The sequence below is a fragment of the Streptomyces sp. RB17 genome (assembly GCF_009604455.1).
Taxonomy (GTDB): domain Bacteria; phylum Actinomycetota; class Actinomycetes; order Streptomycetales; family Streptomycetaceae; genus Streptomyces.
In genome coordinates this window covers 40,979-67,189 of the sequence record NZ_WEGL01000015.1, presented here as the reverse complement: position 1 = coordinate 67,189, position 26,211 = coordinate 40,979, and the positions used below count along the sequence as shown (strand labels likewise).

25 protein-coding genes, 1 tRNA gene and 7 pseudogenes are annotated in these 26,211 nt (G+C 67.8%); 8 read left to right on the top strand and 25 right to left on the bottom strand.

All coding sequences use genetic code 11. The features are described from left to right. Positions 1–4: 4 nt before the first annotated feature. The gene (locus SRB17_RS45730; protein WP_194294314.1) at positions 5–193 is read right to left on the bottom strand and encodes a hypothetical protein; all 189 of its coding nucleotides are present in this window, start codon (positions 191–193) and stop codon (positions 5–7) included. On the opposite strand from SRB17_RS45730, the pseudogene SRB17_RS47130 reads away from it, so the two are divergent. Then, positions 143–414, top strand: a pseudogene (locus SRB17_RS47130) (transposase); the annotation flags it as partial. The gene SRB17_RS45730 and the pseudogene SRB17_RS47130 sit on opposite strands and share 51 nt — an antisense overlap. Before the next feature lie 119 nt (positions 415–533). Here the strand turns inward: SRB17_RS47130 and SRB17_RS41645 are convergent. The 7 genes and pseudogenes from SRB17_RS41645 to SRB17_RS41615 form a co-directional block, all read right to left on the bottom strand. Continuing rightward, on the bottom strand, positions 534–1,130 hold the full coding sequence (locus SRB17_RS41645; protein WP_416237137.1) for a LysE family translocator: 597 nt from the start codon (positions 1,128–1,130) through the stop codon (positions 534–536). Positions 1,131–1,326: 196 nt separating this feature from the next. Further along, positions 1,327–1,464 (bottom strand): annotated as a pseudogene (locus tag SRB17_RS48725) (endonuclease domain-containing protein); the annotation flags it as partial. A gap of 155 nt (positions 1,465–1,619) precedes the next feature. Continuing rightward, on the bottom strand, positions 1,620–2,420 hold the full coding sequence (locus tag SRB17_RS41635; RefSeq protein ID WP_153546892.1) for a phosphotransferase: 801 nt from the start codon (positions 2,418–2,420) through the stop codon (positions 1,620–1,622). Between the two features lie 92 nt (positions 2,421–2,512). Next, positions 2,513–3,187, bottom strand: coding sequence for a formylglycine-generating enzyme family protein (locus SRB17_RS41630; RefSeq protein ID WP_153546890.1), 675 nt, complete (start codon positions 3,185–3,187; stop codon positions 2,513–2,515). Between the two features lie 67 nt (positions 3,188–3,254). Next, a pseudogene (locus SRB17_RS41625) lies at positions 3,255–4,048 on the bottom strand (RNA-guided endonuclease InsQ/TnpB family protein); the annotation flags it as partial. Between the two features lie 433 nt (positions 4,049–4,481). Next, the gene (locus SRB17_RS41620; RefSeq protein WP_153546888.1) at positions 4,482–5,399 is read right to left on the bottom strand and encodes a class I SAM-dependent methyltransferase; all 918 of its coding nucleotides are present in this window, start codon (positions 5,397–5,399) and stop codon (positions 4,482–4,484) included. Positions 5,400–5,704: 305 nt separating this feature from the next. Further along, the gene (locus SRB17_RS41615; RefSeq protein ID WP_153546886.1) at positions 5,705–6,394 is read right to left on the bottom strand and encodes an HAD family hydrolase; all 690 of its coding nucleotides are present in this window, start codon (positions 6,392–6,394) and stop codon (positions 5,705–5,707) included. A 53-nt stretch (positions 6,395–6,447) separates the two neighbouring features. Here SRB17_RS41615 and SRB17_RS47125 point away from each other — a divergent pair. Both SRB17_RS47125 and SRB17_RS41610 read left to right on the top strand, forming a co-directional pair. Then, positions 6,448–6,570: pseudogene (locus tag SRB17_RS47125) on the top strand (AAA family ATPase); the annotation flags it as partial. 534 nt (positions 6,571–7,104) lie between these two features. After that, positions 7,105–7,602: a DinB family protein gene (locus SRB17_RS41610; RefSeq protein WP_153546884.1), complete on the top strand. Its 498-nt coding sequence runs from the start codon at positions 7,105–7,107 to the stop codon at positions 7,600–7,602. A 457-nt stretch (positions 7,603–8,059) separates the two neighbouring features. Here SRB17_RS41610 and SRB17_RS41605 read toward each other — a convergent pair whose 3' ends face one another. The 10 genes and pseudogenes from SRB17_RS41605 to SRB17_RS41560 form a co-directional block, all read right to left on the bottom strand. Further along, positions 8,060–9,082: an IS110 family transposase gene (locus SRB17_RS41605; protein ID WP_323377486.1), complete on the bottom strand. Its 1,023-nt coding sequence runs from the start codon at positions 9,080–9,082 to the stop codon at positions 8,060–8,062. Between the two features lie 176 nt (positions 9,083–9,258). Beyond that, positions 9,259–9,672, bottom strand: coding sequence for a VOC family protein (locus SRB17_RS41600; RefSeq protein WP_323377485.1), 414 nt, complete (start codon positions 9,670–9,672; stop codon positions 9,259–9,261). Beyond that, entirely contained in the window at positions 9,669–10,253 is a 585-nt protein-coding gene (locus SRB17_RS41595; RefSeq protein WP_153546934.1) for a dihydrofolate reductase family protein, read from the bottom strand. Before SRB17_RS41595 ends, SRB17_RS41600 begins: the two co-directional genes overlap by 4 nt. A gap of 175 nt (positions 10,254–10,428) precedes the next feature. Further along, a pseudogene (locus SRB17_RS41590) lies at positions 10,429–10,684 on the bottom strand (IS256 family transposase); the annotation flags it as partial. A gap of 61 nt (positions 10,685–10,745) precedes the next feature. After that, the gene (locus SRB17_RS41585; RefSeq protein ID WP_153546883.1) at positions 10,746–11,417 is read right to left on the bottom strand and encodes a hypothetical protein; all 672 of its coding nucleotides are present in this window, start codon (positions 11,415–11,417) and stop codon (positions 10,746–10,748) included. 569 nt (positions 11,418–11,986) lie between these two features. Continuing rightward, positions 11,987–12,520, bottom strand: a complete 534-nt coding sequence (locus SRB17_RS41580) for a hypothetical protein (protein ID WP_194294313.1) — start codon at positions 12,518–12,520, stop codon at positions 11,987–11,989. A gap of 195 nt (positions 12,521–12,715) precedes the next feature. Continuing rightward, positions 12,716–13,264 (bottom strand): GNAT family N-acetyltransferase, encoded by a 549-nt coding sequence (locus tag SRB17_RS41575; RefSeq protein WP_153546881.1) that lies wholly within the window; start codon positions 13,262–13,264, stop codon positions 12,716–12,718. Positions 13,265–13,459: 195 nt separating this feature from the next. Then, positions 13,460–15,043, bottom strand: a complete 1,584-nt coding sequence (locus SRB17_RS41570; RefSeq protein WP_323377491.1) for an IS4 family transposase — start codon at positions 15,041–15,043, stop codon at positions 13,460–13,462. 215 nt (positions 15,044–15,258) lie between these two features. Then, positions 15,259–16,507, bottom strand: a pseudogene (locus SRB17_RS41565) (IS3 family transposase). Between the two features lie 154 nt (positions 16,508–16,661). Beyond that, on the bottom strand, positions 16,662–17,537 hold the full coding sequence (locus SRB17_RS41560) for a sigma-70 family RNA polymerase sigma factor (RefSeq protein WP_153546877.1): 876 nt from the start codon (positions 17,535–17,537) through the stop codon (positions 16,662–16,664). 86 nt (positions 17,538–17,623) lie between these two features. Here SRB17_RS41560 and SRB17_RS41555 point away from each other — a divergent pair, with 86 nt between their 5' ends. Together SRB17_RS41555 and SRB17_RS41550 are read left to right on the top strand one after the other, a co-directional pair. Further along, positions 17,624–18,082 (top strand): carboxymuconolactone decarboxylase family protein, encoded by a 459-nt coding sequence (locus tag SRB17_RS41555; RefSeq protein WP_153546875.1) that lies wholly within the window; start codon positions 17,624–17,626, stop codon positions 18,080–18,082. 135 nt (positions 18,083–18,217) lie between these two features. Further along, positions 18,218–18,562: pseudogene (locus SRB17_RS41550) on the top strand (IS5/IS1182 family transposase); the annotation flags it as partial. Positions 18,563–18,694: 132 nt separating this feature from the next. On the opposite strand, the gene SRB17_RS41545 reads toward SRB17_RS41550, so the two are convergent. The 3 genes from SRB17_RS41545 to SRB17_RS41535 form a co-directional block, all read right to left on the bottom strand. Beyond that, positions 18,695–18,771 (bottom strand) — tRNA-Trp (locus tag SRB17_RS41545). Positions 18,772–18,898: 127 nt separating this feature from the next. Then, positions 18,899–19,990, bottom strand: coding sequence for an ISAs1 family transposase (locus SRB17_RS41540; protein ID WP_323377483.1), 1,092 nt, complete (start codon positions 19,988–19,990; stop codon positions 18,899–18,901). 343 nt (positions 19,991–20,333) lie between these two features. After that, positions 20,334–21,218: an NAD(P)H-binding protein gene (locus SRB17_RS41535; protein WP_153546873.1), complete on the bottom strand. Its 885-nt coding sequence runs from the start codon at positions 21,216–21,218 to the stop codon at positions 20,334–20,336. Between the two features lie 83 nt (positions 21,219–21,301). Here SRB17_RS41535 and SRB17_RS41530 point away from each other — a divergent pair, with 83 nt between their 5' ends. Beyond that, entirely contained in the window at positions 21,302–21,865 is a 564-nt protein-coding gene (locus SRB17_RS41530; RefSeq protein WP_153546871.1) for a TetR/AcrR family transcriptional regulator, read from the top strand. A gap of 67 nt (positions 21,866–21,932) precedes the next feature. On the opposite strand, the gene SRB17_RS41525 is transcribed toward SRB17_RS41530, so the two are convergent. From SRB17_RS41525 to SRB17_RS41510, 4 genes are all read right to left on the bottom strand, one after another. Then, the gene (locus tag SRB17_RS41525; protein WP_153546869.1) at positions 21,933–22,292 is read right to left on the bottom strand and encodes a hypothetical protein; all 360 of its coding nucleotides are present in this window, start codon (positions 22,290–22,292) and stop codon (positions 21,933–21,935) included. Beyond that, complete coding sequence (locus tag SRB17_RS41520) at positions 22,289–22,732, bottom strand: hypothetical protein (RefSeq protein WP_153546867.1); 444 nt, start codon at positions 22,730–22,732, stop codon at positions 22,289–22,291. The genes SRB17_RS41525 and SRB17_RS41520 overlap by 4 nt, the downstream gene beginning before the upstream one ends. A 190-nt stretch (positions 22,733–22,922) precedes the next feature. Continuing rightward, positions 22,923–24,023 (bottom strand): transcriptional regulator, encoded by a 1,101-nt coding sequence (locus tag SRB17_RS41515; protein WP_228396601.1) that lies wholly within the window; start codon positions 24,021–24,023, stop codon positions 22,923–22,925. 301 nt (positions 24,024–24,324) lie between these two features. After that, entirely contained in the window at positions 24,325–25,218 is an 894-nt protein-coding gene (locus SRB17_RS41510; RefSeq protein WP_323377481.1) for a LysR family transcriptional regulator, read from the bottom strand. A gap of 45 nt (positions 25,219–25,263) precedes the next feature. Here SRB17_RS41510 and SRB17_RS41505 point away from each other — a divergent pair, with 45 nt between their 5' ends. Together SRB17_RS41505 and SRB17_RS41500 are read left to right on the top strand one after the other, a co-directional pair. Further along, positions 25,264–25,461: a hypothetical protein gene (locus SRB17_RS41505; RefSeq protein ID WP_153546865.1), complete on the top strand. Its 198-nt coding sequence runs from the start codon at positions 25,264–25,266 to the stop codon at positions 25,459–25,461. A gap of 72 nt (positions 25,462–25,533) precedes the next feature. Next, positions 25,534–26,040, top strand: coding sequence for a hypothetical protein (locus tag SRB17_RS41500; protein ID WP_153546863.1), 507 nt, complete (start codon positions 25,534–25,536; stop codon positions 26,038–26,040). Positions 26,041–26,211 lie beyond the last annotated feature (171 nt).

Sequence of the window (26,211 nt, the reverse complement as noted above, 5' to 3'; positions counted from 1 at the left end):
GCGCTCACGTCCCGCGCCGCGGTCCGCGCGCCTCGGTGGCGAAGAGCCGCGGTGAGAACCTCTTGCTGTCCCCGCCGAGCAGAACACCATCCGGAAACCTTCCCAGCAGCTCTCCCGAGGCGGCCGCCGAGCGCGGCTGGTGCGGAAGGTCCGCGACTGGCTCGCCGCCCACCCCGACGACGTCGAGCTGCATGTCCTGCCGCCGTACTCGCCGAGCTCAACCCCGACGAACTGGTCAACGCCGACCTCAAACTCAGCCTGGCCAAGCAGCACCGGGCCCGGAACCAGGCCGAACTCCCCGCCGAGACACGCAGGTTCTTCCGTAAACGCCAACGACAACCGCACATCGTCCGTGGCTACTTCGGCGGCCCACACGTCCGCTACGGCCTGGACGAGAACCTCATGATTTTCTGATCAAATAAGACAGTCAACACCTGCACGGTGATCCAGAAAGCGCGCCATCCAGGCCGCACCGGAGGGCCCGAAACTGACGGCGAGCTTGTGGTGGTGCGAAGAAGGATTGTGGACAGAGGTCAAGCCCGCGCGCGGGCGGGGACCTCCCGGGCGAGGGCGATCGCGACGACACCGAGAAGGCTCCCAGTGGTCCAGCGTTGCCACTTGGCCCATGCCGGGCGGCTCTTGAGCAGGCTGGCGATTGATCCAGCCGCGAGCACGATCAGCGCGTTCACGGTGAGGCCTACCGCGATCTGCACAGCGCCGAGAGCGAACCCTTGGGCCGTGGTGTGGCCGCGTGCGGGATGGATGAACTGCGGGATGAGCGCGAGGTATAGGATGGCGACCTTCGGGTTGAGCAGGTTGGTGATCAGCCCCATCCGCAGCAGCCTCCAATGCGAGTCCCGCTGGAGGCTGCGTGGCTCGAACAACCCGCGGCCTCCCTGCCTGAGCGCCTGCCAGGCCAGGAATGCGAGGTAGGCCGCGCCGACAGCCTTAAAACCGATGTACAGCCACGGGACGGCAACGAAGACCACCGCCAACCCCACGTTGGCCAAAGTCATGTACACGAGGAAGCCCACCGCAGTCCCGACCAGCGAGACAAGCCCAGCCACTCGACCCTGGCTGACGCTCCGAGACACCAGGTACACCATGTTTGGGCCCGGCGTCAGTGCCATTCCTAGTTCGACCAGGGCCATTCCGCCGGCTGCCGCCGATGAGATCATCACACACACCACCATGTCAGACGCCCCGCAACAGGCCTCACCCGGCATCCGGTCGGCGGTGCTCCAGGCGGTGGGGGCGCGCACCCACGGCGGCTGAGGTCGCTCACATATCCGCTACGTCCTGAACGAGAACTCCATGACTTTCTGATCAATAGGTACCCCGGGCATAGCCGGACACGTGTTCGTGGTCCAGGACCAGAGAGTCAGAACGCGTTCCGCCACGTCGACCGGGCCGCGCGCAGATCGCGCAGCGGGCTTGTTGCCAGTCGAACATGAGGGCCCACTTCGATTGGGTGGTTCCGCTGGCCCGGGTAGGGGGTGTTGGCGGTAGCTTTGAAACCTCGGTGGACCTCCGTCAGCGCATCCCCGACAGGTGTGTGGAGGGTCGCCGACCCGGCTCGGCTCAAGCCGCGGACCTTTCTCCTCGAACGTCCGGTCCGGTCAGTTCAGCAGGGCAGCCGTGAACGTCTTGCGGTGGTCCACCAGCCACGTCTGCAAACGGTCCCAGCGTTCCCATCCACCACGCTCGGCCAGCGCCTGGAGATAGACAGGGTCACCGTCGGCCACCCGGCGGGCGACGAAGGCCCGGCAGACCTCCGTGGCCTGCTCGATGACGCCGGGCAACTCAGCGCGGTCCCCCGCCGAGAGGCCATAGCTGTCGGCAAGGATCCGCAGCCGTGCGGGCGCATCCAGCCCAGAGGGGTAGAAGGCAGCTGCGGATCCGGGATCGAGCATGGGCACCCAATAGCGTGCGGTCATGGCGATGTCCCAAAGGGGTCGGCCCGGGGCTGCCAAGTCGAAATCGATCAGGGCAGCGGCACGACCGTCACGGAAGACGACGTTCTCCGGGCACACGTCGTTGTGGCACAGCATCGTTCCCCCCTCCGGGTCAGCCAGGTCCCAGGACCACTCGGCACGGGTGTCGACCGCCACGGCCGCGCTGGTCTCATGCAAGCGCCGCAGCAGGCTCCCCACCGATTCCAGAGCAGCCTTCGTCATCGCCCAGTCCGGGAACGGCGGCAGAGCCACATCGCCTGGGATGAAGGACAGCTGCTCACGGCCATCCGCAGTGAGACCGACAGGGGCCGGCGCCGCGTCGAAGCCGTGCTCCTTCAGCGCGAGGAGATGGGCATGCAGGGCGCGCGCGTTGCGCGGCGCCGGGCGCTCAACTAGCGCACCCCGGCGGAAGACCGCCCCCACGTTCACCATCCCGCCGACCAGCGCCTCGCCCTCAGCCGTCATGACGATCACGCTATCGCCGGATCGACACCCTGCGGGCCGATCCGCGAACTCGGTGCGACGTGGTCCCCGTTCTCACTGCCCAAGTGGTCCCCTCAGACCCTGTCGAAGACAGGCCGAGGCAGTGGTGTGGAGCGCACGATGCGAAATCCTACGTCGTCGATCCGGGAGGTCGGGTGGCTGCGCCGCCGCACCGACGCCCGGCAGCTCCAGTGCTCGTCGGCCCATCCACCACCACGGAGCACCCGGTAGGCCCCGTACACCTCGGCGTCGTAGACGTCCCAGCACCAGTCCCACACGTTGCCCAGCATGTCGTACAGGCCCCATGCGTTGGGTTGCTTGCCGCCGACAGAGTGGATCCGTCCAGCGGAATTCCCCTGGTACCAGGCAACCTCGTCGAGCCGGCCGTACCGCGGGCCCGTAGTGCCCGCACGGCAGGCGTGCTCCCATTCGGCCTCGGTCGGCAACCGGTACCCGTCTGCGGAGGTGTCCCACTCGGCCGTCTCGGCGTCGACGCACAGGTGATACGCGGGCGTCAACCCCTCATGCTGGGACAAGGCGTTACAGAACTGGACCGCGTCCCACCACGAAACGCCCTCAACCGGCAGCCGCTCACCCTGGGCGCTACTCGGCCGTCGGCCCGTGACTCGTGCGTACCAGGACTGCGTGACCGGGAACGCCGACATCTGAAACGGCGCGACCTCGACCGGCCAACTGCTCTGCGTCCGCCGGTCCGACAGCGTCACCCGTCCCGACGGGACCGCAACCATCTCGTTTCCTGCCCCCGCGTCCACAACAGGCCACCCTACCGGCGCTCATCGGCCCAGAGCCACTTGCAACCGCACGGCCGTGCTTGCGGCCCATCTCGCACAGGGCACGCTTCGTCGCGGCGATGGCGGCATCAGCCGCCTTGCGGGCCATGGTGATCTTCGCCAGGAACCTCGGCCTAAAGTCCTCCACCGCAACCCCGTCATGGCCACGCATCACCGACTTGGCCCACTTGCGGCCGGTGTCCTCACGCTGCCTCGCCACCTTCTTGTGCAGCTTCGCCGCCCGCGCCTGCGCGGCCCGGTAGCCCGCGGATGCGGGCTGTCCCTTCGGACGCCGACGCCGGGTCATCATCCGCTGATACCTCGCCAGCCGCTGCGCGGCCCGCTGGCCGTGCTCGCCATGCGGCAGATCGTAGGCGTCGTCGGTGGTGGTGGCGGCCTCCTTCACACCCCAGTCCACCCCGAGCACGCGCCCCGTGCGGGCGAGCGGTTCTCTCTGCGCGGCAACGACGAAGGACACGTACAATGTCCGAGCGTGTCCTGATACACGCGCACACTCGACGGATCGGCCGGAAGGGGCCGCGACCACACCACCCTCAGCACGATCCCGCCTGCAAGGTGCAGGCGGCCGTCCTTGAGGCGGAAACCGCCCTTCGTGTAGTTGAGGCTGCACCGCGCCTCCCGCTTCTTCTTGAAGCGGGGCATCCCGGCCCGGCGGTGCATCGGCAACCGGTCCTTGATGTCCTTCAGCGCTTTCGCCCTCGAACTGGCGAAGTCCCGAATCACCTGCTGCTGCGGCACGCTCGCGCCCTCAGCCAGCCATGGCGACACCCCGCGGGCCTCGGTCAGCATCCTGTCCAACTACGCCGGACCACAGGTCACCTTCCCGCCGGTCGCCCGGCTCTGCGCGTGCGCCTGCTTGGACTTCGCGACGCACTCATTCCAGATCCACCGGCAGCGCGCCCACTCCGCTTTAAGTGCGCGCCGCGCGGCAGCCGACAGGCGCACACGGAAGGTGTACCGGGCATGCCCGGTGTCCTTCGTGGTCGCCTCTGCCGTCATGCATCCGAACCTACCCGAGAGGACTGACAGTTGAGAGTTCTTGATCATTGTGGGCGCCATTCACCGCCATGCGGGGTGGACGCCGGATCACCCTGACGGCGACCCGGCTATCCCTGCCCTGCTCCGCAGGACTCCGATTCCTCCCCGGCCTGAAGGCCAGGGCATCCTCGGAGGAACCCGGTGAATCTGCGAGTGTTTCTGTCGTTGCTGCTCGGTCATCGTGCCCGTCAGGTCAGTGGCTTTCTGCGACAGCCACGCGACCCGATTGCAGGGAAATCCTCCCCCTTGCCGGGCTGCCGATGGTGTGCGCGAGGGCGAGGAGTGTCTCGTCCGACACCACCCGCATGCCGTATTCCGCAAGCAGTGCGGCCATCTGTTGCGGCCTCCACAAAGAGCGCCACGGCTCGCCCGACGTGACCGAACTCCCGAGCACACGTGTCAGCAGCCGCCCCGCGGCCGCCTTCACCGACGGCGTCTGATAGTTGACGATGAGCGCACTTCTTGAGACCGTCCGGGCGTCGAGCGCGGCCACCGTGGCGCGCACCTCGTCGGGGGTGAGGTACGGCACGACGCCCTCCCACAGCCATGTCGTGGGCGCAGATGGGTCGTGCCCCGCGGCATCCAACGCCGCACCGACATCACCGACGGCGAAATCCACCGGTGTGAACCGTACCGAACGGGCCATGGTCGGCAGTCCAGCAGCGGCGCGATGGCCCTCGTCCGGCCCTCGGACCGCTTGCGCGGCATCGGCGAGGCGGGCGCGCTTGTCCTGCTGGGAGGCCGGATGGTCGACCTCCCACACATCCGTCTGCGTGAGCTCGTGCAGACGCCACGCGCGCGTATCCAGACCGGCGCCGAGGATCACCAGCTGGCCGGTCACGCGGGCCCGCAGGGCCTCGTCGATCGCAACCGTCCGCGGCACGACCACTTCGGCACACGCCCGCACACCCTCGTAAACGGTGCGCGCCCGCCACCCCGCCGGAGGCGTGCCCGCGCGCACCTCGTCCACGGGCGTACGCTCGGCGGCACGCAGCAGCTGCACCGCCACCGGATCAGCGAACCGGCCAGGAACGGCCCTGCCGTCCGCGGCCGCCTGCCCCTGACAGACCAGCACCGCCGTCCGGCTCGCCACACGACCGCTCTCGCTCATGAGAGCGCATTCAACACCAGCCTGACCTCCCTCACTGTTTGTAAGCACTCCTTTTGGCACCAGCGCACCAGCGTTTCGGGGCTCCACTGACGTACCAAGTTGATCTGGCTCCACTGGTATGACAAGACAGTTCAGGCCAGGGTCAGGAGGGCCTGTGCATCGCATCTTGCGGCGTGATCGGATAGGGGATGACTTCTCTGGGCTGGTAAGCGGGTACGTTTGCGCGGTATCGAGCCCGAGGACTGGACGGCGTTCGGTCGCCGGGCCCTCAACATCGCGCCGAAAGCCGCCCCGGTCGGGCCACGTCAGAGGAGCTGGAGCACCTCGGCCAGCGCGCCGGGACGCAGGTCAACGGGCAAGGGATCAACTAGGTGGACTCGGCACCCCAGCTTGGCAGCGCCCACGTCCGCAACAGGCTCGTCTCCCACCATGAGTGCATCGCCGGGCGCTACTCCGAGCTTGTCGCACGCCATCTGGAAGATCCGGGGATCGGGCTTCTTCACCCCGCACTCGAAGGAGAGGAAGTAGGCGTCCACGAGGGCATCGACACCGTGGTCGCGGAAGACAGGGCGCATGTCCCAGCCGATGTTGCTGACGACAGCGACCGGGATGCCTCGCCCGCGCAGGGCGCGGAGGGTTTCCTCGGTGTCGGGATAAGGCAGCCATGCCCCGGACACTTGGGAACGTTCATACAGGGCCTCGGCCAGGTCAGCCGCAGGCAGCTTCGCTTCCCGGGTAAGGGCTGTGAAGGCAGCCCGGTGTCGTTCGGCGGTCAAATCGCGCTCCCGCCACAGTGCCTCCAGATGGGGCGGCACTGTGCGCGGAGGAACCCCTCCGGGCTGAGCCCCGAACTCTTCCAGCCGGCTGACGCACGCCTCGAGTTCACCCTCGGGCACGTCCAGACCGGCCTTCGTTGCCACCGCGCGCAGCCACTGCGCGGCCGATTCGATCCGGAAGAGGGTCCCAGAGAAGTCGAACATCACACCCTTGATCATGCAGCCGATCCTGGCGGCGCCGACGAGCCAGCCGCAAACCCAAGTGGAAGCAGCCCTTCACCGACCCTCGCCTCTGCACGGCGATCGTCGACCGGGTCACGTTGAACGCGCACATCGTCGAGACCGGCACCCAGTCCTACCAGTTCGCGCAGAGCCAGAAGAAGCGCCGTCGCTGACCTGCCCCAACACGGCTGCAGCCGGCCACCCTACGGGATGCCGGCCGCAGCCGTGTTGGGCCCGACCGTCGTATCCCAGTGCCGGCCGCACCATCGCCCGTTCTCGTCCAGTCGCCGCGGTCACCGGGCGGTCCGCGACCTGAGTCGAGCCGGGTCGGCAACCCTCCACGCACCTCGAAGTGGGGCCAAATCACCTTGCTACAGGGGCGTGAATCACACCAACACACGCCCCCCCAGCGACCCGCCGCTGGGGCCAAAACAACTCCGTGCACTGCCAAAACAAGTGCTTACAGACACCACGGCCCCGTGCCGCGTCTCCCGGGCACAAAAAAGGGGGGAGCCGCCCCGCGGGCGCGCACCACGGCGTCGGCCGACCTCGGGGCGGGGGGCGGAGCCACCACCGGACGCATGCCAAGGCCAGCCTCCACACTCCGAAGGCTCGAGCCGAACCGCCGAGCGGCAGCCGGTCCTCGGCGGCGCAGGTCAGCCGCACAGATCCGACTGCCGTGCGCCCCTCGCTGTCATGATGGTCCGATGGACAACCGGGAGAGGACCGAACCTCCGCGGGTGGCCGATGAGCACGCCACGCTGACCGCCTTCCTGCAACGCCAGCGTGACACGCTGGCCATGGCATGTGCGGGGCTCACAGCCGAGCAGCTCAGACAAAAGGCCGTGCAGCCCTCGGGCTTGTCACTGCTCGGCCTCGTCCGGCACATGGCTGACGTCGAGCGGACCTGGTTCCGGAACGTGTTGAACGGCGAGCACAGCGATGTGCACTGGCCCCGAAGCGACGGCGGCGCTTTCGCCGTCGACACCGCAGACCCATCCGAGGCGTTCGCGATCTGGCACGAGGAATGCGCCCGATCCCGCAACATCGTGGATGCCGCCCCATCCCCCGACGTCACCGGGCGGTACCGAAACGACGTCTTCTCACTCCGCTACATCCTCACCCACATGATCGAGGAGTACGCGCGGCACAACGGCCACGCCGACCTCCTCCGCGAACGCATCAACAAAAACGCCGAACAGTAGTAGACGGCAAGAGGGCCGGTCCTCTGACAGGCTCGGGACGGCCAAGCGGGCGCGGACCGCCGAGGGCAGCCGGGCAGCGCGAAGCGAGAGACCAGAGCGCGAAGCGCACTGAGACCGACTGGAGCAATAGTCATTCCTGAAGGGGCGGAGTGTGTCAAGCGGGGTATTTCCTCTGGTTGTCGGTGGTTCTGGGCAGCGTTGACCGGCTCCCCGTCGGTGGGATGGCGACTGCGGGTGGGATGGGACGGCTCGTCGGACATGCAGTTGTGGGGGTTGAAGTTCTCCAGCCCTTGATGGGGTGACGGCAGAGCCGTGCTCGGCTGCCGGTCATTCCTTCGCGGCGCGGGGCCGCATGGAGCTCTGCGACGTGCGGCAGGCGGGGTCAATCAAAACCGCGACCGCGCCGTGCTGGGGGTCAGGCAATTGCCCGACCGCGCGCCTGCCGCGTCCGAGGTGCTCAGGCTGCCTGGCGGGCCAGGGCGCGGATTTCTCCGTCGCGCAGCCCGTAGTAGACCAGTGTGAGCAGCTTGCGTGCCGCGGCGATCTTGGCGATGTTCCTGCCGCGGCGGGCCTCGATCCGGGCCCGGTCCTCGGTGATCTTGGGGGTGGTCTTGCGCTGGATCGCCTCCACCACGGCCCAGCGCACCAGCTTGCTGCCCTGTTTGGTGACGTGACCGCGGCGGACGACGGTGTCGGACTCGTAGTGCCGTGGGGTCAGCCCCGCCCATGAGCACAACCGCTCGGCGGAAGCGAACCGGTGCACATCACCGATCTCCGCGACCAGCACCGCCGCCAGAGTGCTACCGATGCCGGGCAGCTGCTGGATGGCCCGATAGCCGGCGTGGTGGCGAAGCCGTTCCGTGATACGGCCGTTGAACAGGGTTTCCTCGGCATCGAGTCCGTCGATCAGCTTGAGTAACAGTGCGAGGCGCTGGGCATACGGGCCGGCCAACGAGGTCTGCTCCAGCCGGGCTCGGCCGTCGGTACCGAACAGGTCGGAAGCGGGGATCAGTACGCCGGCCTTGGCCAGCACGGCATGCACCTGGGCCTTCAGCCCTGAGCGCAGCGCGACGAGCTTGGCTCGGTAGCGCACCAGTTCCCGCAGCTCACGGACCTGCGGTGGCGCGATCCAGGCTTCCGGCGGCCGGCCCATCCGCAGCAGGTCCGCCAGGTCCGCGACATCGCGGATGTCGTTCTTCACGCGCCGGTAGGCGAAGCCCGTCACGCCCAGCGGGTGGGCCAGGTGGACGCGTGCCCCGGCGGCCTGCAGGACATCGGCCGCCCAGTACCAGCCGTAGGTGGCCTCCAGGACCACCTCGGAATCGCGCCCGGCCTGCTCGATCTGCAGACCGAGTGCCACCGGATCGTTGAGGATGCGCACTGCACTCAGTTGGACACCGTCCTCGGTCTGACGCACGATCACAGACCACCTGCGGTGCAGGTCGACACCGACGTACTGGTGCCCGTCGTACTCGCTCACCTGGGGCTCCTTCGCCGTCACGGAGTGGGTACCTGGGATCTACCCGGGCCGCCCACGGAGGGCGCGGACTTCGCCCCTTCATCGCATCAAGACCTGTGGATGGGGTGGGATGTCGCCTCGCGTTGCGCCGCGGTCGCGCTGAGGGGAACTTCGCCACTCCGCAGACCGTGGCCGCCTCAGGCGAAGTCTGCTGCAGTGATGCCGTCGGGATGCCCGGACGGCCACTCCACCAACTCGATCCGGTAACCATCCGGGTCCGTGAGCCACGACGTCTTCGGGCCGTGAGGGCCGCCCGGGTACTGGAGGCCTTCTGGCCTCAGGCCGGCTTCGGTCAGCGTCTCCAGGGTGGTGGCGAGACTCTCCACCTGGATCGCGAGGTGGTCGAAACCGCTGCCCACGTCGACCGGTCCGTCGCCGGGGCGGTGGACCAGTTCAAGCGAGGCCGCCGGTTCGTCGGGGAACTTGAGGATCACGAGGCGAGCCCCGTCGCCGCCCTCGACCCTGCCCAGTTCGGCGTAGCCCAAGGTGGTGTAGAAACCGAGCGAGCCGTTGAGGTCGGTGACACGGTAGGAGACAAAGAGCGTCTTCACGCGGCCTCCTCGGGTCGATGCACCCGGTAGCGAAGATGCGTAACGTCTCGATCCTCCAGCCGTCGGACGAGGTCGAGTTCGATGTGATCGCTACCCAGGTGGCCGAACAGCCGTCGACCGTCTCCGAGGAGGACCGGAACCAGGTGGATCTCCATCTCGTCCACCTGCCCGGCTCGGAGAAGTGCTTGGGCCGCCCCCGCCCCATGGGCCATGACCGGCCGGTCCCCTGCGGCTGCGCGAGCCTGACGGGCGCAGTCCTCGACATCGGTGACGAAACGCGCGTGGCCGGGTGGCACGTCCCCGTCATCCACCTGGTGGGTGAGTACGAAGATCGGCACGCCGTCGTGGTGATCGCCCTGCCAGCGCCCGGCGAGTTCGAAGGTCCGACGGCCGGAGATCACCGCGCCGGTCGCCAGCGCCTCGCGGTAGACCTGGCCGCTCGGACCGTCGGACTCCCGGTCGTCGAGCCAGTTGAAGAGCCGTCCACCGTCGCGTCCGAGCTCCTGCCCTGGCCGATCGTCCGGGCCGGCGATATAGCCGTCGAGCGACATGGACATGTACAGCCGAATCGGATTGTTCATCCTGGTCTCCATCTCTCCTCCATGACAGCAGGATCCGGCGTTTCCTGATCCGCCGACGGGGCGGGCTTGTCACGAGGAAGACTTCAGGCAAGCGGCAAACTCATCGGCCCGACGCGCCGGCCTGCTGCCGGGCTGAGGGGGCAGGAGTCATGACCCGTGGATCAATTGCGGTCGTTCAGGCCGCATGGCTCTCGGAGCGTTCGACGAGGTGGCGGCGCTCGAGGCGGGCTCCGGCGCGGACCAGGGCGACGAGGTGGGGTGCATTCACGGCCCGCCACCGCTGCTGGGCACACTCGACGAGCTTGAAGACCATGGCCAGGGCGGCGGCCGCGCTGCCACCGCCCCGGGTGGCCTTGGTCCGGAGCCGGACAGTGGCGAAAATCGACTCGAATCGGGTTCGTGGATTTGAACCTGCGACGGGGCGCAGCGGGAGTATCGGATCAGGTCGCCGCTACTGAATGAGCATCGACGAGCTCATCCGGCTTGGCAGGATCAGCCGACACCGAGCCGGCTGAGGGCCGTAGTCCAGTCGGTGACGATGGCCTGCTGTGCTGCCGCGAGGGTGACCTTCCCCGAGCAGACCGCAGTGTGCAACTTCGTCTCCACGGGATCCTTCAGATTGTTCACCCCAGCGCCTGGCTTGTGACCCGGATCAGCCGGCTCCACCCACAGATTGCGGGCATCGTTCGGATCACCGCCAAGCTGGAGGCTGATCAGATGGTCGTACTCAGCATCCCCCAGGCTGCCCGTGTAGCCGTAGGAGGCCGCGTTCAGCTCCTTCTCCTTACGGGTCACCGACTCCGGCGGCCGGATGTTCTTGGTGTACCCGCCCTTGCGGCAGATCGTCGACGTCAGGTTCGCCTGGGTCACCGCCGGGGAGACGGCACCCGGTGTGCACGCCCGGTCCTCGAGAGGCTCGCCCTTCTCATACCGGAAATGGCAGCTGCCCGCAGACGGCTGCTGCTGCACCGTGTACGTCGTCTGCGGCCCCACACCCACCGCAATCTTGGCCGTGTCTGCGGGCACGGCAGTCCCCGATGCGCCCGCCGCCGACGCTCCATCCTTCCCCGAGGTATCCGGCCCGGACTGCGAACCGGATGAACAGCCCGCCAGCAGCAGGCAGCACAGCAGTACCGGCGCAACGGCACGGTGGATGGAACCCATGACGACCCCTCACGAACGAGCGACAACCAAGCACATGCTCCCCCATCCCGACGTTCTTGTATCGCCCGCCCTGGGGCACGCAGGCGCGCGATGGGCCACTGGAACAGCACGGCCTGCCGAGAACGCCAGGACCGCTCGTCCCGGCGAGGCATGGCCTCGCCGGCCGTCGCTGTCCACACGTACCCGATCGGAGGGGCTGCAGCGTCAGCTCACCAGCGGCCCTAACGTTCAGCGCACTGTGCCATCCGGCGCCAGATGGCTGCCTGCTGGCGGAAGTCGAGTGCGGCTGCGCTGCCCCGGACGTCGCCGGTCTTGCTGATCAGATTGTGAAGGCCGTCTGCGGGGCCTGCGGGGCGCGCGGCAGCGGACGGCGGGTCGGGCTTGACAACCGTGGCCGGCAGTTCGGTTGGCTGATCCCGGCGTTCGGTTACCGCCCACCACAAGGAACAGCCGCAGTCGACGGATCCGGATCCGCCCACGGGCCGTGCGGCCTGACCCGGAGGAGGGGCCTGGGACGTCTGTGCCGGTACGTCCAGCGCGTGGGCTGAACGTACCGGCGGGTGAGGGTGTCAGCCGATTCCGGTGACCTGCAGGGCCGTGGTCCAGTTGTTCTTGATGGCGCTGCGGGCGGCGGACAGGGTGATGGTGCCGGCGCAGACGGCGTTCTTCAGCTTCGTCTCCACTCCGTCCTTGGAGTGCGCGGTCTGCGAGCCGGAGTAGGGCTCGGGCCACAGGTTGCCGGGATCGCGGGGGGCGCCGCCGAGTTCGAGGGGGACGAGGTGGTCCTCCTCGTAGTCGGCCATGTTGGTGTCGGAGTAGCCGTAGTCGATGATGCCCTGGGCCTTGAGGGGGTTGGTGTAGGACGTCGGGGGGCGGACGGTGCCGGTCCAGCCGGACACGCAGATAGTGCTGTGGATGTTCGACTGGGTGACGTCCGGGTTGTAGGCCCCGGGCGTGCACGAGGAATCCTGCAGCGGCAGGTAAGCGTGGGAACAGGTCGACGCCTGGGCGGTGCCGGCCGAGGCGGCAATCAGTCCCGCGGCCCCGAGGACCAGGGCGCAGGCGGTGGCGGTGGCGGTGGCGGTGGCGGTGAAGCGACGCATGTGGGGTTCTCCCGCAGAGTCGGCCCGGACAGGGGGTGACGGGCGGCTGACGGCATGACACCACCACACCGGTCTATGCGAGTAGATCCCGTGAAGTGAACAAGAAGTGGCCTGTGCAGTTCCCTCGAAGTACCTTCTGTCTTCCTGGGGTTGAGCGCCATTCAGGTGCTGAGCCACCTTTCGTCGAGTACGAGCTCACTCGACCGGTGTGACCGCAGACCAGACGCCGAACCACTGCTCGGCGCCGTACGCCTCGAACCGTTCCAGCTCGGTGAACCCGAGCTTCGCCGCGAGGCGCATCGAGCGGGCGTTGGCGGTCTGGGTGTAGAGCACCACCGGCTCACCGGGCAGCGCGCCGGCAAACCAGTCGAGTGCCGCTGCACACGCCTCGGTGGCGTACCCGCGTCCCCACGCCTCCGTCAGGAACAAGTAGCCGAGCTCGGTCTCCCCCACCTCCAGACGGCGGTCACTCGGACGCTCGGGGGCATGCGGTTTGAGCTGGATCGTGCCGATCATTGCTCCGTCGAGCTCGACCACGAACCAGTCACGGCGCTGCCCGGGCACCTCGGGCACCGTGCGCTCGAGCTCGGCACGCGGTCGAGGACCACCAAGGTAGGTGTTCACCTCTGGCGAAGCGTTCAGCTCGATGACCGCCTCGCGATCCCGGGCCTCGGACTCGCGCAGTACGAGCCGCTCGGTCTTGATCGGGGCAGGCGGCCAGCCGACGGTTCCAAGTTCAGTCATGCCGACCAACTAATCAGCAGGCTCAGCAGCGATCAAGACTCGCGGACCGATCAAGCCACCGGCCCGGGCACCCCACTCACCAACGGGGCCACTCAATCCCGATCCGATCCATCCGCCAGTCCCCAGGCATGGCCAAAACCTACGCTCTAGTGATCGGGTCTTCCCTCAAGGCCGGGTACTTAGCGTTTTCGCAGGTCACGCAAGTGAAGCTGGAGACCACGGTGTTGCGGCGTAGAGGCCGGGTCCGAGTTTGCGGATGAGGCCGCTGGCGGCCCACCGATTCAGTTGTCTGTACATGGTCTCCAGGGTGACATCGCCGACGTGGGCGGCGATGTCGCGAGGCTGCCAGAGACGCGTGGGGTCTTCCTGGAGCAGGGCCAGGATACGGTGTCGGCGCCGCGAGGCTGGGGCTGCGTGCCAGTCGTCCCGGGAGGCCGAGGGAAGTGCGGGTGAGTGATCCACGGGTTCGAGGACAGTGACGTCGAGGTGGGTGACGGTGCGGCTGATGGCGGGGCGGCCGTCTTCGCGTCGGTCCCTGTAGCGGGATATCGGTGACTTGACCTTGCGGGTGCTGACCCGTTGCCGGGGCGGCAGCAGGCCGATCAGGATCCGACGGCCGATCATCCCGAGACGAGTGTCCCGATCGGTGTCCGCGGTGACGATGCCGGTGGCCTGGATCACCTGGTCGCGGGCGGTGTGGAGCGTGATGCTGAAACAGCAGCGGTCCGGGTCAGTGCCGGGGAGGGACTCGGCGGCACCGACCATCACGGTGCGTAGGGCCTGGTAGAGCGTGAGCAGTGACCACATCTCCTGCTCGATGCCTGCCGGGTCGCCCGAGCGCAGATTGCGCCCGTTCATGATCGTGTGGCGGAGCGCGTAGTACGCGGATTCATGTTCCCAGCGCTGGTGATAGAGGCCCACCAGCGCGGTGGCGGGGTGACGGCGGGCGTCGGTCAGGGTGGTGACCAGTCGGTAGGACCCGGTGAAGGACGTGCCGTCCACGCAGGTCACGGCGATCCGTGCATCGATGATCCGGACTTTCACGGTGCCGATCACCGACAGGTAGAAGCCGTCAGCGAGGCGGGTGAGGACCGGCGTGCGCCGGTTGCTGCGGAGCCGACCCAGGACCTGGGCGCCGGTGTCGGTGACCTGCGCGAGGAAAGCGTTGCTGTCGAATCCTTTGTCCCACAGCACCAGCATGTCCGGCCGCAGCAAATGCAGCAGCCGGCCGGCGTAGCTTGTCTCGCCCTCGGCGGTGGGGCCGAACACCGCACCACCCAGAGCCCGGGTGCCGGTCTCGACCAGCGTCATCAACTCCAGCGTCGGATAGCCATGATGCGAAGTCCTGCCCAGCCAGGCCCGGTTCCGTTCGGAATCGGGAACCCTCAGCGAACTGCAGCCGTCGAACGACACCATCCGGTACGAACCGAAACGCACACCTGGCGTCGTAGGCCGGGCCAGCAACCCGGCCAGTACCTCGAACAACGCCCGCACCGGCGCGCTGCCAAGCCGCCGGCGCAGGTCACGCAACGCCTTCGCCGACGGACAGACCACCGGCATCCCGGACAGACCCGCGGTCAGCTTGTCCCAGACGAGGCGATAGCCGACCTCAGGGAACAGGCACATCGCCAGCAAAAAGTAGACCCCGACCCGCGACGGAAGATCACGCAGCCGCTGCTGCACCGTCCTCGTCTCCGCAAGAACCGCGTCCACCAGCTCAAACGGCACGACCGCCGTCAACTCCCCCAGATACCCAGGAGCGAACCGGCCCCCAGCCACGGTGACCGTTCGGGTGATGGCCGTCAGCGCAGACGGCAGGACACAATGACGGGGCAACGGAGCTCCTTCGGAACAAGCTGTCTTGGTCGACTGCCTGTACCAACGAGCTCCGTAGCCCTGTGTCGAGAATCCTTCAACTCACTTGCGTGACCTGCGAAAACGCTAACTACCCGGCCTTGGGTCTTCCCCCGTGATGGTGGACACGCGTTCGTTGATCACGCGGCGAGCGTGAGCTTAGCGGCGTGGTGTCGGCGTTCGTATTCGTTGGGGCTGAGGTGGCCGTTGGCGGAGTGCAGGCGGCGGGTGTTGTAGCGGGTTAGCCAGGCGAAGACCGTCCTTCTACAGGTGGTGGCATCGCTGTAGTCGTGGGCGCCTTGGAAGGGTCTCGCGTTTCAGGGACGCGTGGAAGCTCTCGCAGGCGGCGTTGTCCGCGCTCGTGCCGACCGCGCCCATCGACCGGGTGACTCCCAGCTGGGTGCAGAGGTCGGCGAAGGCCCGGGATCCGTACTGCGCTCCGTGATCGGATGGAAGAGCGAGCCGTCCAGACCGCCGCGGGTGCGGGCGGCCATGCGGAGGGCGTCGGCGACCAGGTCGGTGCGCATGTGGTCGGCGATGGACCAGCCGACGACCCTGCGGCTGAAGCAGTCCAGGACGGTCGCGAGATAGAGGAGCTCCCCGCCCGTCAGAGGGGGGTAGGTGATGTCCCCCATGTATTTCCAGCCCGGTTCCGGGGCGGTGAAGTCCCGCTGGAACAGGTCCGGAACCAGCGTGGCGGCCGGGTCGAGGACGGTGGTGCGGACGCGTCTGCGCAGACGGATGCCCCCGTAATCGAGAACGCCCTCATCACCCGGGCGACGCGTTTCTCGTTGACCGGCAGGCCCTTCTGCCTCAGCTCGGCGGTCACCCTCGGTGAGCCATAGGCGCCGCCGGACTCGCCGTGGACCTCGCGGATCTTCTCGGCCAGAACCCGGTCCCTGTGCTGCCGGGCCGCCCTGGCCTGCCGGCCGGAGAGCCACTTGTAGTAGCTGGACCTGTTGAGCTCCAGGACCTCGCAGAGCCGCTTCACCTCGTAGGTGGCCCGGTGGTCGTCGACGAACTGGAAGCGGCTCCTCACCAGTTCGTCTCTCCGGCGAAATATTTGGCCGCCTTGCGGAGTATGTCTCGCTCGGTCGCCAGCTTGCGCTCACTCGCCTCGAGCTCGGCCACCCGAGCCCCGAGCCGCCGGATCCGCTCGTCCGGATCGGCCGACGATGCTGCCGCCCCGGCCCGGGTCGGCGTCTCACCGGCCGTCGTAGGGGTAGCGGTGACGCCGCGGCGTTCGCGGTCACGCAGTACCCACTCGCGCAAGGTGGCCCGGTTGATGCCCAGATCGGCGGCGATACTCTTGTACGTCGCCCCGGGTGTGGACTCGTACAGGGCCACAGCATCGGCCTTGAACTCGGCCGAGTAGTCCTCCATCGCCATCGGCGCTGGTCTCGCTTTCTCCGGATCAAGCAGATCCAGTATCAGCGTGTCCACCACTCAGGGGGAGGCTCCATCAAAGACCAGCTCTCCACTCCCCACCTTCCCCATACAGTTCAATGAGGTTTTCTCAGAGGCTGAGTTCGCCGGTAGGGAGTCACACCGGGTCCGGCAGGTCCATGAGCGCGAGTTCGGCCGGGTCCACCACAGCGGTGATCTCGGTGATGTGGCCGTCGGCGACAGTGAAGGCCAGAAGGGAAAGCGGGGCGCCGCCCTCGCTCCAGGAGATGACGCCGGGGCTGCCGTTGACGGTCGCCGCACGTCCTCGTGCCGCACTGCCGGCCACCCGCGCGCGGGTGGCGACTTCGGTGGCCCCGAGCGTGACGAACGTGCCGTTCGGGGTGTGGACGGTGAACTTCACTTCGGGGTGGAGAACCTGCAGCAGCTGCTCGAACTGACCGTCGCGGGCCGCGGCCAGGAAGGCCTGGACCACCTCGCGTTGTTGTCGTCCGGCGCTTGCCGGCTGCTGGGCGGCCTGTACTTTCCTACGGGCACGGCTGGCGAGCATTTTGGTCGCGTCTGCGGATTTGCCGAGAATGGTGCCGATCTCCGCGAAGGGCACGGCGAACACGTCGTGCAGCACGAATGCGAGTCGTTCATGAGGGCGCAGCGAGTCGAGGACCGTGAGAAGCGCGAGGCCGACGGAGTCCCCGAGGGCCACGAGGTCTTCCGGAGCGGGAGCGTCGTCGAGCGTCACGGTGAATTCGGGCAGCTGGTCGTCGAGGGAGACTTCTGGGCGTGTTCGGCCCGACCGCAGGACGTCGAGGCTGATGCGGCCGACCACGGTGGTCAGCCAGCCGCCGAGGTTGTCGATGGTGTCGGTGTCCTGGCGGGACAGACGCAGCCACGCTTCTTGGACCACGTCTTCCGCGTCGGCATGTGATCCGAGCATGCGGTAGGCGACGGCGCGGAGCCGGTCACGGTGGGACTCGAAGGCTTCGGCGATCGGGTCCGCGGGATGGGTGCCGGCCATGGTGTTACCTCCCTGGAAGCTGCTCCGTCATAGGGATGACGCGCACAGGCGCCGCAACGTAACCCGTTGAAGGAGAGCACTCCCACATGGACAACCGGCTCAAGAACAAGAACGCGAACAACCCCGATGTGTGGACCGCGATCCAGCACCTCCAGAAGGCGATCGCCGCGGGGGGCGTCGACCCGAAGCTGCTCGTGCTGGTCCACCTGCGCGTCAGCCAGATCAACAGCTGCTCGGCGTGCGTCTACGCCAGTGTCGCCGGGGGGAAGAAGGCAGGTGAGACCGACGAGCGGCTGCACAACGTAGCGGCGTGGCGTGAGGCGCCGTTCTACACCGATGCGGAGCGCGCGGCACTGGCGCTGGCCGAGGCCGCCACCCTGCTGCAGGACGGTGCGCCGGGCGTGACCGACGAGATCTGGGAAGAAGTCAACGCCCATTTCACCGAGGAACAGATCGGCGCGATCAACCTGGAGATCGCACTGACCAACTTCTTCAATCGGATCAACCGCACTATCAAGGAACCGGCCGGCAAGACCTGGGGCTGAGCCCAGCGTGGCTCTTACCCACTGAGGCTTCGCCAGCGAAATCATCTTCCGGCGGGCCCACGAGGCCGGGCAGGCGTGAAGCCCCTGGTAGGACTGGTCTGCCAAGACCATTCCGCTCGAACCAGAGGCTTCACGGTGGTCCCCTATGCTGCCGCGCTCGACGTCCCACGCCACATCGTGGAGTTCCTCGCCCGGTTGCTGGCCGCCCACCGGCGCGGGATCGGCACGCCGAAGGGCTCTCGCGCCCTGGGCCCGTTCCGCCAGGCGGTACTGGTGCTGCGCTGGTTCCGAGAACACGGCCGCGTGCACTGCCTGGCCCGGGACGCCGGGATCTCGCAGGCCACCGGCTACCGCTACCTCCATGAGGGCATCGGCGTACTGGCCGCCCAAGCTCCTGATCTGCACGAAGTGTTGGACCTCTGCCGCGCCGAGGGGATGACACACGTGGTGCTGGACGGCACGCTGATCACCTGCGACCGGCTGGCCGGGGGGCCGGGAGAACGGCAACGACCTGTGTTCCTGGGCGCGTCGACTGGGTCACTGGCGTCCAAGCCGAAGTCCCAGCACACACGGTAGGCAGGCATCACGCCCCCACATCGGGCGCGCGGCCAGTGGCAGGGGCGGCAGGAGTCGAACCTGCGGCATCCGGTTTTGGAGACCGGCGCTCTGGCCATCTGAGCTACGCCCCTTTGATGGGTGACATCTTGGCATGACCAACAGGTCCATCTCTAAGGGATTTCCGCCTGTTCAAAGAAGGCGTAGGACGCCAACGGCCGTGCCCAGGGCGGTGTCGTTCAGGGGATCTGCCCGGATTGATCAGGTGAAGCCGAGAGTGGCCAGCGGGCGGGTGGCGTCTCGGCCGTGCTTGCGTAGGCCTGCAGCGATGTTGTCGCAGCCACCGAGGCGGAGAGCGCTGATGGCCAGGTTGCGTAGTGCTGCCATGGCCCGGGGTGCCGTGTCAGTCCGCACGCGCGAGGCGTCCTCGGCGAAGACGGTGTCGCGCACATGGTGGATCTTGTTCTCGATACCCCAGTGATCGCGCACGCGGTGCGCGATCTCGGGAGCGCTGGCCTGTTCTGGCGTCAGGTCTGTTACCGCGTAGACGCGTACCAGACTGACCTTGCCGGTGATGACGATCCGGCGGCGGCGTACGATCTGGATGGCCTGCGCGGCGTGGGGGAAGCCGATGCCGCGGACGACGGTGCAGGTCTTGACTCGGCAGATCTCGTCGCGGCCGTGCGCGGTGGAGCGGGTCTTGCCCAGCAGCGGCACCTCCCGCCAAGGCAGTTGCTTCAGCTCCTGGTGCAGCGTGGGGTTGGCCTTGATCACGGCGGTGTAGTGGACTTGCTCGTCCTCCACCAGGAAGCGGGCGTGTTCGCTCCGGGAATGCAGCGCGTCGAAAGTGACCACCGTGTCCGTCAGGTCGAGCGGGGTGAGCAACGGCTTGAAGACGGTGATCTCGTTGGACTTGGAGCCGACGTCGCGCTGGGCGGTGACGAGGCCGGTGCGGGTCATCGCGGCGAGCAGGTGGACCTGGACGCCGTCGGTACGGCGGGCGCCGCGGACCGTCTTGCCGTCCACCGCCAGCGAGCGGTACCGCCGCTCGCCCGGCGCCTGGCCGGGGCGCTCGGGATCCCGGGCGGTGAGCCAAGTCCCGTTCGCCTCATCCAGGGCGTCGCCGTCGACACGCTGCAGGGCGCGGCGCACGGTCGCCTCGGCCGGGGCAGTGGGGCCGGTGGGTTCACGGTCCGGGGCGCCGAGGGCGGACAGGACGGCGGCCGGAGCGTCGGATGCCCACTCCGCGATCGCGGTGAGCGACTTGGCGCCGGCCGGCACCGCACATGCGGCGAGCGCTAGGACGAAGCAGAGAGGGTGGCGGCGGCCCTTGGCTGTGCGTGGATCGGGCACCGTCGCCAGGCAGTCCAGCAGATGCGGGTGTTCCGCTGCCTCGGCGGGTGAGCGTTGGTGAGTTGGCCCAGGCCGCCGGGGATGGTCGATGACGAGCGGGCAGACACGATCTTCCGTTGCGGTGGTCAGGGACTCGACACCTGTGGACAGCCACGCTGAACGACCGCGCCCTGGTACCCAGACGTGCCACGCTGGGGCGCAGATGGGCCGGTGAGCAGGCCTACTCACCGGCCGGGGTTGGTCGTGGCGACGTCCGCGCCGGCGAGATCGAGATTCCCATGTTGATCTCAGGTGGGTCTGCTTGTCTGTCGACAGCTTGGCCGGGCTGAGCGTCACTCTCGTGTCAGGATGCCCGGGCGTCCGCGGCGGGCTTGAGGACTTCCCTGCACCAGGTGCGGAAGTCTGTCGGTGCGGGCGTGGCGGTCGCCCAGTCCGCGTCGTAGATGCCGCGGTCCTGTGCGGCGAACGCCTCGGTCATGTCCTTGATTGTCTGGTTGCCGGCGCCTCGGCTGCGCAGCAGCGACGCGAAGTCGTCGATGCTCAGGCGGCGGTAGGTAACCGGACGGCCGAGTTCCTGGCTGATCACCTCGGCCATACCGTCAGGGGTCAGTCGGTCGGGGCCGAACACGGGGAGGTTCTCCTGCCCGGTCCAGGACAGATCGGTGAGTAGGCCGGCAGCGGCGCCTGCGATGTCCCGCGTCGCGATCGACGCCAGCGGCAGGTCGCCTGCGCAGGTCAGGTGGAACGCGCCTTGCCCGCGGATCGCGTCGAGTTGCCCGAGGAGGTTCTCCATGTAGAAGGGCATGGACAACGCTCGGTAGGCCGCACCGGACGTGCCGAGTTCGGTGTCCATCGCGAAGGCGGCCGACAGGACGCCGGCCGGGGTCGGCCAGCCGTGGCCGGCGCTGGACACCCCGACGACGTGGCCGACCTCGTGGCGGGCGATGGCGGCGGCGCCGGCCCGGGCGAAATGGAGGTAGTGCGCCTGGGCGCTGGGCGCCTGCGGGTTCGGCGGGACGAGCCAGAACAGTGCTTCGGCCCCGGGCAGGGCCTTGTCGAGCACGGCCGGGTCGTCGTGGGAACCGCTGACGGTCTCGACCTGCTCGCGGACCGAGTCGTCCAGACGCGAGGCGTCACGGACGATGACCCGGACCTTCTTGTCCTCGGCGAGCAACTGGCGGATCAGTTGGCTGCCGATCTGTCCTGTCGGTGTGGTGACGACGATCATCACATCTCCTCTAACATGAACCTGAACTCCGGTTCCGAATGTAGGGGCGACTTCCGCGCATCGTCAACTACAGTGGAGCGACCATGACCGCTCCCGAACGCCCACTGCGCGCCGACGCCCGGCGCAACCGCGAGTCCGTCCTCGACGCCGCCGGCGAACTGTTCGCCCAGCGAGGCGACACCGTGCAGATGGACGAGATCGCCGAGCGCGCCGGCCTGGGCGTCGGCACCCTCTACCGGCACTTCGCCGATAAGCAAGCGCTGCTCGCGGCGATCATCGGCCGCCGGTTCGAGGCGATGACCACCCTCGCCCGCGCCGCCGACGAGACCGAGGACCCCTGGACCGCGTTCGAAACGCTGCTCTACGGCTATCTGGAGTCCGCACAGGCCGACGCCACGTTTCGCTTCGCGCTCCTCGGCCCGGAAGAGCCGCGCTGGAACGACATCGCCGCAGAAAAGACAGACTTCTCGGCGATCACCGAACGCATCGTGCGGCGTGCCGTCGACGCCGGCCGCCTCCGTGCAGACTTTCACGCTCAGGACTTCGTCCTCATCACCCGTGGCGCCATGGCGAACATGGCCGGCGCCGGTGACTGGCGCAGGCACGTCACGCTGTTGCTCGAGGGCATCCGCGGCCCCGAACGCTGACCCAATGCCGAGCCTTCGGACCATCCGTGAGTGCACCGGAGGACCGAAGTGCAGCACGCCAGTCCGATCAAACCGGGCGGGAGAGAGTGCAGTGAGGGTTGTCCGAGAGCACCGAGGAGAAGCCGGCCTCCACCTCGAAGACATCCACTGCCGCCCATCGGGGTCCGGAGGCAGGGTCCCGTAGCGCCCGGTCGAGGGCCTCCTCTCGCACTGCGGCGAGGTCCTGATGGTCGTCGGTGATCAGCGTGCCGAGCGTGACTGCGGCAGCGAGGTGCCCGGTGAACCACACGCCGACGCAGAACCGCTCGATCGGATCGACAGCCCCGCCCCAGTCGGTGCCCCGCCTGATGTCGGTGACGATGGCGATGGCGTGACGTCCGTTAGCGTCCGAGACCAGGTCACCGGCGTCCGCCCGTGCCCGGGTCACGAGGCGGCTCCCGGCACGAGGTCGCCCCACAGCCACCAGCCCGAGGAGGCTTCGAGCAAGATGTGGCGGCGCTCGTGCTGCCCCGGGGTCTGGCGGACCGGCGGCGACGTCGCCTCGGTGAGGAAGCCGCCCCGATCACGAATGAGGACGCCGAGCGCGGCGAACTGCCCAGCGTCTTCAGCCAGGTGAGAGATTCCCGCGACGACGATGCCACGGACCAGGCCGGAGGACAGTGCGCTCGTGACAGCCGCCCAAGCCGGGCGGGCGTACAGCGGCACGCACGGGTCGTCGTCGGACCAGGTACCGGCCACATGCCAGTGCCGGGCGTCGGCGCAGTGGCGGGCGCGGCGTTCGGCATCGCGGACAGCGTCCGATTCGGCCGCACAGGAGTAGACGGCAACCGGCACGTCTCCGATGCCGCCGGATGGGGATTTCGGCATGCAGTCAGCGTGCTGTCGGTGGTGTGCCCGGGACAGGCACGGCTCGTGGCGGCCACACGAAGTCATGACGCGGCGGACTGCCACGTCCCGTGCTGCTGCAGCACGCTCGTCCTCCAGCAGGACTGCAATGGAGCGTGACAGTCGGGTTGGTGACGCCTGTGGGAGCTGCTATGGCGCGTGGCGGTGGCCGTCAGCGGACGGCGAGGGGCACACCGGCCGCGTGGGAGAGCCCGCGGAGCCGTGCGACGGACACCCCAGCGAGGCGAGAGATGATCACTCCAGGCAGCATTTGGTGCCGCACCCACCCCGACGCCATGCCGCAGACCTTTTCCAAGGTGTCGGCAGCCTGGTCCCACCGACGGCACTCCACGTGCGTCAACGCCACGTCGAGGCCGTACCGGGCCCGAGTGGCGAGGGGTACCGTGTCGTCCAGCCGGACTGTGTCCATGAGCCGGAGCGCACCGCCCGTGTCGCCGAGGGCAACGGCGATGCTCATCGCCTGTGTGGCAGCGTAGAGCGGCCCGAATGGTTGGGCATGCCGACCACGAGCATGCTCTGCCCCCAGGCGGGCGCCGACCGCATGCGCCTGGGACAGGTACTCCCGCGCTGTGTCCGGCGAGGCACCACCCCGGGACGCGGCCACGGCAGCGTTCGTGACGAGCTGCCCGTACACCGACAACCGGTCTGGATCGTGCTCGGACATCTTCGGCTCGATCCGGTCGGCCTGAGCCGCAGCGAGCGCAAAGCCTTGCGCCGTGCGCCCGTCGCGGAGATTCACCCACGCCGTGGTGGCGGCCAGGTGGGCATCCCGCAGATCGTCGCCGACCTGCACGGCGATCTGCCGGCCGTAGGTGAGCGCCGCATAGGCCAAGTCCCGTGAACCCCATACGTTCGCGGCCATTCCAGCAGTCTGAAAGACATCGGCCAGGACGCCGGCCGCGGCCTCCCGCTCATCGGCTTCCGCAGCGTCGTATCGGGCGCGGGCTTCGGGCAGCAAGGCGCCCAGGAGCGCACCGAGTTCGGTGTAGCGGCCCGCCCAATAGGCCGCGTCAGCGCGCCGAACGACACCACGGAACTCTTCGACGGTGCCTGGCTCGGTGTCGGTGGGGATGCCGATGGCGGCATCGTGCGTGGCTGCGGACAACGTGCGCAGCGCTGCCCGCTCGTCGCGGTCCATGGAGCGACGGGGCGCCTGCTGGCCGAGGAGCACGGCGATGTCCGTCCCAAGAGCAGAGGCGATGGACAGAAGCGAAGGAAGGGAAGCGGTGCCGCCGCGTTCCAGCTTCCGCACAACACCCACGGAGCCGTGTGCGCAGGTTCGAATCCTGCCCGGGGCACCCTGTATGAGGTGCCCTAAGACCCCGTCACCAGCGGAAACGCTGAGGCCGGGGTCTTCGCGTTTGTGCAGCGCTATGCCGCCGGAAGCGGCCCTATGTCGGGGTCCGTGGACGAGCTGTGGACGGGATCTTGGTCCAACGCCGACTAGCCCTCAGCGCTTTCCCCATCCCTATGCGCTCGCAAGACATCCGGATCGTCCACAAGGTCAACCATGCGCGACTACAAAACCCGGTCTGACCACTCCGAGGCGATGCTCATCCTCGCCAGATGAGGAACTCGTGCGTTATCGCGATCAGGGCACGTGCCGCACGACTGGGCGTGCGCTCGGACGGAACGGCCAGGGAAAACGGCCAGTCCAGGTCGGCGTCGTCGATGGTCAGCGTGGCGACGTCCTGCGCCTTGGCGAGGGCAGGCCGTGGCAATAGCGCCACGCCCAGTCCGTTGCGGACGTAGGCCACGCCGGTGGGGACGTCAGTGATCTCGAGGGCGACGCGACGGGGCACGGAGGCGGCAGCGAAGGCCTGATCGGCAACGGTCCGGATGCCATAGCTCACGGGGAAGTCGACGAAGTCCAGGCCGGCTAGTTCGGTGATCGGCACAGTGCGGCGTTTCGCGAGCGGATGGGCGGCCGGCACGACGAGGTCGAGCACCGAGGTGACGAGGTCGGTCAGCGTGATGCCCGTCGGGTGCGGTCCGGGCAGGGAGACGAAGGCGAGGTCGAGCCGCCGTTCGAGGAGGGCGTCGATCAGGCCCTGGGAGCCGGAGGCGGCGGCGCTGGTCTGCAGGAGCACACCGGGATGGCGCCGGTGGAATTCACTGAGGAGCGCAGGAAAGTCGATGAGCCCCACCGTGGTCATCGTGCCCAGCCGCAGGGTGCCGCGCAGTCCTCCACGGACCTCGGCCACCGCGTCTGCGGCTTCCCGGGCGGCGTCGAGAGCGGCATGGGCGCGCGGGAGCAGGGCAGCACCGGCATCGGTGAGCAGCACGCGTTTGGTGGTGCGTTCCAGCAGCGGCGTGCCGAGTTCTCGCTCGAGGTTCTTGATCGTGGTGGAGACTGCGGACTGGACGACGTGCAGCCGTGCGGCGGCACGGGTGAAGTTCGCTTCCTCCGCGACGGCGACGAAGTACTCGAGCTGGCGCAGTTCCACCCTCCCAGTATCCCTCAGAGAGCCCCCCACTTATCTCTCAGCGAGATGGCTGCGGTCTATGACTTTCGTTGGACAGCGATCGTCACGGTCGACGATCCTTTTCATCGGAGGAACTACTCGAAGCAGGAATGCTTGCTGGCGGCCACATCGAAACTGGAGGACAAGCGCAAGGTGACCGACACGATCAACAGGCTGGTCGCCGAGGCGCTCGATATCCTCCCGACGACATCTTCATCTCCCTGATCCGAACGAGAATTTCTTGCTCGGACGAGGGGAACACGCAGAATCAAATCCAGGAACGAGGAGACGACTGCCATGACCACACCGAACGAGCCCACCGGCAAGCTGAAGAACCAGGCGCCACACCTGGACTACTACCCAGAGTGGCTCGACAATCTCGCCGACGACGTCATCCTCCAGGGCAATTTCGCCAACGGTGAAGTGATCGGCAAGGAAAAGGTAGGGAAGCTGCTGAGCTTCGCCCGAAGCAACTACGCTTTCCAGGACTTCCGCTTCTTCGGCAAGCGCGGCGAGCTCTTCCTGGAGGACTACCGCTCCACCATCCGTGGCAGCGAGTCCTACCGTCCGGGTGGAATCGAGATTTACAACTTCGTCGTAGTGTACTTCAACGAGGCGGGCGAGACCAGTCAGCTGGTCATGAACCACCGGCCACAGTCAGCCGCACTGCTGTTCTCGTCCTTGCTGGCGGAGCACTTCGGTGACGAGTTCGGCTCGGACCTCTTCTACAAGGGCGATGTCAGCGACCGACTGCTCGACCACGACCTGTCCCGCGGTCAGTGGCCCCCGTCGCAGTCCCACTGACCTGCCACGGCCAGGCTGTCCGGTCAAGGACAGGCTGTAAAACCCGGGGTGTTACAGCCCATCGGCGAAGCCGACCACTCAAAGGCCGTAAGAGCCGGAGGCAACTCCCGATCTGCTCTGCCTTCATGAGGGCGCGAAGTGGCACCGCTACGGAACTGCTTCCTGCCTAGA

What these genes read in the sequence shown, in the direction of transcription:
- SRB17_RS45730 (WP_194294314.1), bottom strand. Translation starts at nt 193, where the DNA reads ATGCAGCTCGACGTCGTCGGGGTGGGCGGCGAGCCAGTCGCGGACCTT.
- SRB17_RS41645 (WP_416237137.1), bottom strand. Translation starts at nt 1,130, where the DNA reads ATGGCACTGACGCCGGGCCCAAACATGGTGTACCTGGTGTCTCGGAGC.
- SRB17_RS41635 (WP_153546892.1), bottom strand. Translation starts at nt 2,420, where the DNA reads ATGACGGCTGAGGGCGAGGCGCTGGTCGGCGGGATGGTGAACGTGGGG.
- SRB17_RS41630 (WP_153546890.1), bottom strand. Translation starts at nt 3,187, where the DNA reads ATGGTTGCGGTCCCGTCGGGACGGGTGACGCTGTCGGACCGGCGGACG.
- SRB17_RS41620 (WP_153546888.1), bottom strand. Translation starts at nt 5,399, where the DNA reads ATGAGCGAGAGCGGTCGTGTGGCGAGCCGGACGGCGGTGCTGGTCTGT.
- SRB17_RS41615 (WP_153546886.1), bottom strand. Translation starts at nt 6,394, where the DNA reads ATGATCAAGGGTGTGATGTTCGACTTCTCTGGGACCCTCTTCCGGATC.
- SRB17_RS41610 (WP_153546884.1), top strand. Translation starts at nt 7,105, where the DNA reads ATGGACAACCGGGAGAGGACCGAACCTCCGCGGGTGGCCGATGAGCAC.
- SRB17_RS41595 (WP_153546934.1), bottom strand. Translation starts at nt 10,253, where the DNA reads ATGAACAATCCGATTCGGCTGTACATGTCCATGTCGCTCGACGGCTAT.
- SRB17_RS41585 (WP_153546883.1), bottom strand. Translation starts at nt 11,417, where the DNA reads ATGGGTTCCATCCACCGTGCCGTTGCGCCGGTACTGCTGTGCTGCCTG.
- SRB17_RS41580 (WP_194294313.1), bottom strand. Translation starts at nt 12,520, where the DNA reads ATGCGTCGCTTCACCGCCACCGCCACCGCCACCGCCACCGCCTGCGCC.
- SRB17_RS41575 (WP_153546881.1), bottom strand. Translation starts at nt 13,264, where the DNA reads ATGACTGAACTTGGAACCGTCGGCTGGCCGCCTGCCCCGATCAAGACC.
- SRB17_RS41560 (WP_153546877.1), bottom strand. Translation starts at nt 17,537, where the DNA reads ATGGCCGGCACCCATCCCGCGGACCCGATCGCCGAAGCCTTCGAGTCC.
- SRB17_RS41555 (WP_153546875.1), top strand. Translation starts at nt 17,624, where the DNA reads ATGGACAACCGGCTCAAGAACAAGAACGCGAACAACCCCGATGTGTGG.
- SRB17_RS41535 (WP_153546873.1), bottom strand. Translation starts at nt 21,218, where the DNA reads ATGATCGTCGTCACCACACCGACAGGACAGATCGGCAGCCAACTGATC.
- SRB17_RS41530 (WP_153546871.1), top strand. Translation starts at nt 21,302, where the DNA reads ATGACCGCTCCCGAACGCCCACTGCGCGCCGACGCCCGGCGCAACCGC.
- SRB17_RS41520 (WP_153546867.1), bottom strand. Translation starts at nt 22,732, where the DNA reads ATGCCGAAATCCCCATCCGGCGGCATCGGAGACGTGCCGGTTGCCGTC.
- SRB17_RS41505 (WP_153546865.1), top strand. Translation starts at nt 25,264, where the DNA reads ATGGCTGCGGTCTATGACTTTCGTTGGACAGCGATCGTCACGGTCGAC.
- SRB17_RS41500 (WP_153546863.1), top strand. Translation starts at nt 25,534, where the DNA reads ATGACCACACCGAACGAGCCCACCGGCAAGCTGAAGAACCAGGCGCCA.